The organism is Desulfocicer niacini, from assembly GCF_054657595.1.
The window spans coordinates 1-6,074 of the sequence record NZ_BAAHYK010000101.1 but is presented as its reverse complement, the minus strand read 5'-3'; the positions used below and the strand labels follow the sequence as shown (position 1 = coordinate 6,074).

General features: G+C 39.1%; 4 protein-coding genes. 3 read left to right on the top strand and 1 reads right to left on the bottom strand.

Annotation, left to right across the window (positions count from 1 at the left end; genetic code table 11):
- Window positions 1-212: 212 nt before the first annotated feature.
- Entirely contained in the window at window positions 213-686 is a 474-nt protein-coding gene (locus ACYQ2M_RS24520; protein ID WP_459919031.1) for an Lrp/AsnC family transcriptional regulator, read from the bottom strand.
- A 663-nt stretch (window positions 687-1,349) separates the two neighbouring features.
- Between ACYQ2M_RS24520 and ACYQ2M_RS24515 the strand changes: the two genes are divergently transcribed.
- The 3 genes from ACYQ2M_RS24515 to ACYQ2M_RS24505 all read left to right on the top strand — a co-directional run bounded on the left by ACYQ2M_RS24515 (window position 1,350) and on the right by ACYQ2M_RS24505 (window position 5,884).
- Window positions 1,350-2,378 carry a TRAP transporter substrate-binding protein gene (locus tag ACYQ2M_RS24515; RefSeq protein ID WP_459919030.1) on the top strand — a complete coding sequence of 343 codons (1,029 nt, stop codon included), beginning with the start codon at window positions 1,350-1,352 and terminating at the stop codon, window positions 2,376-2,378.
- Window positions 2,379-2,479: 101 nt separating this feature from the next.
- Window positions 2,480-4,372, top strand: a complete 1,893-nt coding sequence (locus ACYQ2M_RS24510; RefSeq protein ID WP_459919029.1) for a TRAP transporter large permease — start codon at window positions 2,480-2,482, stop codon at window positions 4,370-4,372.
- A gap of 345 nt (window positions 4,373-4,717) precedes the next feature.
- Window positions 4,718-5,884 (top strand): aminotransferase-like domain-containing protein, encoded by a 1,167-nt coding sequence (locus ACYQ2M_RS24505; protein ID WP_459919028.1) that lies wholly within the window; start codon window positions 4,718-4,720, stop codon window positions 5,882-5,884.
- Window positions 5,885-6,074: the final 190 nt, after the last annotated feature.

The window sequence follows — 6,074 nt, the reverse complement described above, 5'->3', positions numbered from 1 at the left end:
TATTTCCATCTTCCCATATTTTTATAAATTCTCCACCATTCATTGCACTATTTTTCCAGATCAAGGAAACGTCATCTCCTTCAGATATTGTATTTGAGCCTATGATATCATGTCATTCTGGAGAATTCACGCAGGCTTGCCGAAGGGACACTTATTATCGGCAAAGTTTGGGGTTCCCACCGCGGTCCATGCTCCTCAAAAGAACTTATGACTCACGAGTATGAGCTTAGAGTGCTATTGATTGAAATCGCTGTCGTTTCTTTATAAGAAGAGAGCACAATCATGGTATTTGTTTTTTCTACACCATCGAAAGCTCTTATTTTATTTAATAATTTTTTCAAATCGTCGGTGTTGCGAGTACAAACCTTAAGTAAAAATGAATATTCTCCGGTTATATTATTACATTCAAGCACTTCAGGAATCTCACAAATTGCCTTAACGATATCATCTTCATCTTCTGGACCATTGACAAAAATACTGATGAATGCACAAACATGCATTCCAATCGCTTTTGGATTAATCAGGGTCGTTTGCCCCTTGATAACGCCAGCGTTCTTGAGTTTTTTTATTCGATCACTGACAGCGGATACTGACAAACCCAACTCTTTCCCTAAACTCGCAAATGATAACTTTTCTAATCCTTGGAGCAAAACAAGCAATTTGATATCAATTGAATCTAATTTCATTTGAATGATTCTATTCCTATAATCCAGATGTCGTATTTTAAGTGTACGCATAATCCTAAATATTTAGCTAAAACTCTTCAGCTAAAACTAAAAAGAATACGTTGTTCAATACCTTCGCCAATTATTGAAATGTGCATTGTGTGTTTTTTATTTTAAAAACAGAACATATGATTGGCGAAGGTATTATTATTACAGACGACATTTTTCTACAATATGTTTTTATTTGGCTTTATTATGCTAATACAGTAATTATTCCTATCAAATGCTAATATAGCTGCATTTTTTATTAAAAATATATTGACATGCAATAAACATTAGTCTAATTAAGAAAATTATAAACAAAATTAACATTCAGTCTTCTGCGCTTCTGCTAACATAATCTCCATGAGCGAGCCGCATTTTGACCTTGGTCCACCAAATTATGATGCTTGGCCGATGATATGACCAAGCCCGATATTTATCTCTATAAAAATTCAAATGCAGCATTTCTTTGGGCAAACGATGATCAAAATCGAAATTTTCCATGAGGGTCATGAGCAGATAAATTAAAATATGACGACTAGATGGCTTTTTAGGCGGAACAGGTGTCGTGATTTAAGATAAAATATTAAAGCTACGAGAACCAATTCCATAAACTCATAACAGTTGAATGTAGAGGTGAACATGAAAAAGGCATTTGTTATTTTTGTAATGTGTTTTGCTTTAATCTCAATTTCAGTACCCAGCTATGCAGAATCTAAAACAATTGAATTAAGGGCTGCATATGAATTCCCTCCAGTTTCCTATATTCAAAAAGATATCTTTGATCCATGGGCAGCTGAAGTCAATAAGGCGACGCAAGGCAGAGTTAAAATCGTGAATTTTTATGCAGAATCCCTTGGAAAGGCTGTGGATGCTTTTGATAATACCGTCTCAGGTATTTGTGATATAGCAGAAGTTGGGCATGAGTATACTCCTGGTCGCTTTGCTTTGAGTATGGTTTATTATTTGCCTTTTTTAGGTGCCAACTCTTCTGAAACAGTCAGTTTGGCTCTTTGGGATTTATATAAGGAGTTTCCCGAAATAAGAGATGAATATCCGGGTGTAAAAGTACTTTCTCTCTGGGGCACGCCTGCTTTTCAAATCCTTACAAAAAAAAATCCGATACAAACTTTATCCGATGTCAAAGGTCTTAAAATACGATGTGGTGGCGGACCTGTAGTTCCGGTATTAAAAGCGTGTAATGCAGCCGTGATCGTCATGGGGGCTGGCAGTGCCTATGAGTCCCTTGAAAGAGGGACGATTGACGGTACATTTTTCCCAATTGGTGACAGTCACGCCTTTCGCCTTGGGGACGTAATCAATTACTGTACTGAACTAAATATGATCAACATCTCTTTTGGGCTTATCATGAATGAAAATGCGTGGAAAAGCCTATCTGCTGAAGATCAAGAAACCATTACAAAGCTGACAGGAGCACATTTTGCAGGACTTGCTGGCAAGGCGTGGGATGCCAATGAAGCAATCGGCAAAAAAAGTTTGATAGAAAAAGGGGTGGAGTTCATCCAACCCTCTCCAGAAGAGAAAAAGAAATTTGAAAATGCGACAGCGTCTCTTGTTACTCAATGGATAGATGATATGGAAAAAGAAGGACTACCCGGAAAAAAAATTGTCGAAAGGGCGAAAAGCTTAATCGTCAAATATTCTAAATAGACGTTTTGATAAAGCGCCAATGAATGATGGTAATTAGAATAGGCAGATCTTCAATGTTTCTCTTAGAGGATCTGCCAATTCTTTCTATTAGGAGATATGTAATGGAGTTGGTTTCAAAAATTGATAATTGGTTTTTACAGCCCATCGGTAAAATTTTCGCTTATTTGGGCGGTGCCTGCGTAGCACTTATGATGTTCGTAGTGGCGATTGATGTAATCCTACGCTATGGGCTATCAATGCCAATCTCATTTAGTGTAGAACTTACTCAGATTCTTTTGTTGATTGTCGTCTATTTGGGAATAGGATGCTGCGGACTCAATAAAAGTCATGTCGCTATTGATGTCATTGTCTCTCGATTCTCAAAAGAGGTACAAGCTGTCATCTCTTTGATTGGAGGCTTGATAAGCTTTTGCCTTCTAACGGCATTCATATGGCAAACCATATTACAATCGAAAATTTTCTCAAAATTTTCTCAAACAACCAGCGGTTTGCATATTCCATTTTCCGTGCTCCTTTTTGTTGTTGCTGTGGGATGCAGCTACCTATGGTTTATTCTTCTTAGAGATTTTATCAGCTCGTTGAACAAGGCTTTACTCATAAAATCAAAGTACATCAAGTTGTGGTTAGTGGTAGGCTGCATTATTTCGCTACTTTTTGTCCTATCACCAATTATTGCATCTCAATTGGGTATCAAACCAGATGCTAACACATTGGTTGTTTGCAGTATCTTTTTTTTACTCTTCCTTCTTTTTTTCAATATCCCGGTTGCTTATGCTATGGCCATTGTCGGGGTCCTGGGCGTTTCCTGGATGGTTTCAACAGATACAGGACTTGGTCTTCTGCGAACAGTTCCTTATCGAACAGGAATGTTCTATGATATGAGTGTTATTCCTCTTTTTATCTTGATGGGAGAAATTTGTGGCAAATCCGGATTGGTCGCAGATCTTTACGGAGCCGTCTACACATGGATAGGGTTTGTTCCGGGCGGATTGGGAGTTGCAACCATCGGTGCTTCCACCGGTTTTGCTGCGGTTTCTGGCTCAAGTGTTGCAAGTGCCGGCGCAATGAGCAAAATATGCTATCCAGAAATGAAGCGCTATAACTATGATCGTGGTTTCGCGATGGGGTGTGTTGCCGTGGGAGGCACATTGGGGACTATTATACCTCCAAGTATGGATTTCATTATTTATGGCATTCTTACCGGAACATCCATTGGAGAATTGTTCGTTGCTGGAATTATCCCCGGACTTCTCATTGCCAGCGGCTATGTGTTGGTTACAATTTTAGTGTGTAAATTCAACCCGAATTGTGGTCCGCGCGGCCCGAAAACAACATGGAAAATGAAAAGGCATGCATTTACCAAAATTTGGGGGGTCGTTCTTCTCTTTTTGCTTGTTATCGGGGGGATCTATTTAGGAATTTTCACTCCTTTGGAAGGCGCAGGCATGGGGGCCTTTGGATCACTCCTTTTTGCAATTGCAAGAAAAAAAATGACTTTGAAAGGTTTTGTAGAAAGTTTAAAAAGCACTGTCGAGATGTCTGCCATGATCATGTTTATTCTTACAGGGGCATTTATCTTGAGCTACTTTCTTACAATGACACAAACCCCTTTCAAGTTGGCAGATTTTTTAGGTTCACTTCCCGTTCCTCCCATGGCAATTATCGGGGCTATAATGATTATGTATCTCCTACTGGGATGTGTTATGGACGTATTTTCTGCTGTGATAGTGACTATTCCGGTTATTTTCCCAGTCGTTATGCAACTTGGATTTGATCCAATCTGGTATGGTGTACTTATGATTATCGTATGTGAAATGGGGTTGATCAGCCCCCCTGTGGGACTCAACTTATTTATTGTATCAGCAATGGATAAAACAGTTCCAATGAGTGCCATTTACCGTGGTGTTTTGCCTTTTATTGCTATTGAATTAGTTATATTGGCCCTCATTATCATTTTCCCTCAAATTTCCACTTTCTTGCCAAGTTTAATGTGATTTCCATTTTTTAAAAAGAAGGATCAAAAACAAATATTTGGCTTGATCACAGGTAAGTTCTCAATAAGTCCGGGCTTTCAGGTAATCCTTTTGAATAGCACCCGGCATTTAAAGGGGTAAGCAGGCTTTCCCACCCGGGTTATTGAGAACTTATAAAGTTACCTTAAGATAAAGATAGATGTCAAAATCATTGAGCCTGATAAAAACCTCAACCTTAGTAATACAAGCCTGACCCCACAGTTCTAATAATTGTGACGGTTGGCCGAAGTTATGATCAAGCTCCAAATATCCATCAAATTCAACAATTGAGAAAAACCTCAATATCAATGAAAATAAGGCGTATACATGAACTATTCAAAATTATTCTCGGAAATCGCATTGCGCACAAAACCTTCGGTCATCCGCTCCATTATGTCTCGCATACAACCCGATACTATTTCATTTGCTGCAGGGCAACCAGCCCATGTTATTTTTCCAAAAGAACGTATTCGAGAAACCATGCTCTCTTTTTTGGATAGACACGGAGCTGAACCATTACAGTATTCATCCACTATCGGGTATCGTCCACTTCGAAAATGGATAGCTGAATCGACAAAGCATGCGAGTGTTGAGAATGTATTAATTATTTCAGGCGCACAACAAGCCATAGATTTTATGGCTCGTGTTTTCATCAACAAAGGAGATAAGGTTGCTGTGGCTGCACCAACATATACCGCAGCGATAAGCTCTTTTGAGGCCTATGGCGCGGAGTTAATTGAAATAAAATGTGATAACGATGGAATGATTCCACAATCAATGGAAGAAGCCTTTCAAAAAAAACCAAAGTTTGTATATTGTATCCCCAATTTTATGAATCCGACAGGGGTGGATATGACAATTCAGCGTCGCCAGATAATGGTGGAACTAGCCCGACAATATGACATACATATATTGGAAGATGATCCCTATGGCAAACTCCGGTTCGAAGGCTCTGATCAACCGACATTATTGGATCTTGCCCCTGAGCGCGTCGTATACACAGGTACATTTTCAAAGGTATTTGCTCCGGGGTTTCGTGTGGGGTGGCTTATTGCGCCTTCGGAAATACGTGAAAAAATGACATTCATTAAAGCTGCAGATGATCTTCAAGTATCAACTTTTACGCAGATGTTAATTTATGATGCACTCAAAGACTCATTCTATGATGGTCAGATAAAGCGGGTCCGAAAATATTACATGGACCAACGAAATTTAATGATTTCGGCAATGAAACACTACCTACCCGACTGGGTAACATATCAAGTTCCTCAAGGTGGCTTTTTCGTTTGGTGCTCCTTGCCTGCAAAGATAAACACAGTCAAAATGCTTGATATGGCATTTCAATCAAAGGTCGCCTATATACCGGGTCAACCCTTCTATTCACATGGTGAAGGGAAAAATTGTTTGCGATTGAGCTTCAGTTTGCCTTCTAAAGAAGAAATAAATTTAGGTATGTCGCGTTTGGCTAAAGTGTTAACCACTAGTTTGAATTAGGAGCCCCATAAAATCTATGATGGACCCCATAATCTGACCAGTTGCTAAGAGCCATCAGGGGTGCAAAACCAAGTTTCAAACTGAGAATCTATCCCAAAAATCCATTTTACAGTGTTATTACCATGTCTTATTTTTTGCCTGACAAGAAAGAACAACCTTTGAACAATGAGGAAAATGAGGAAGAGGATGG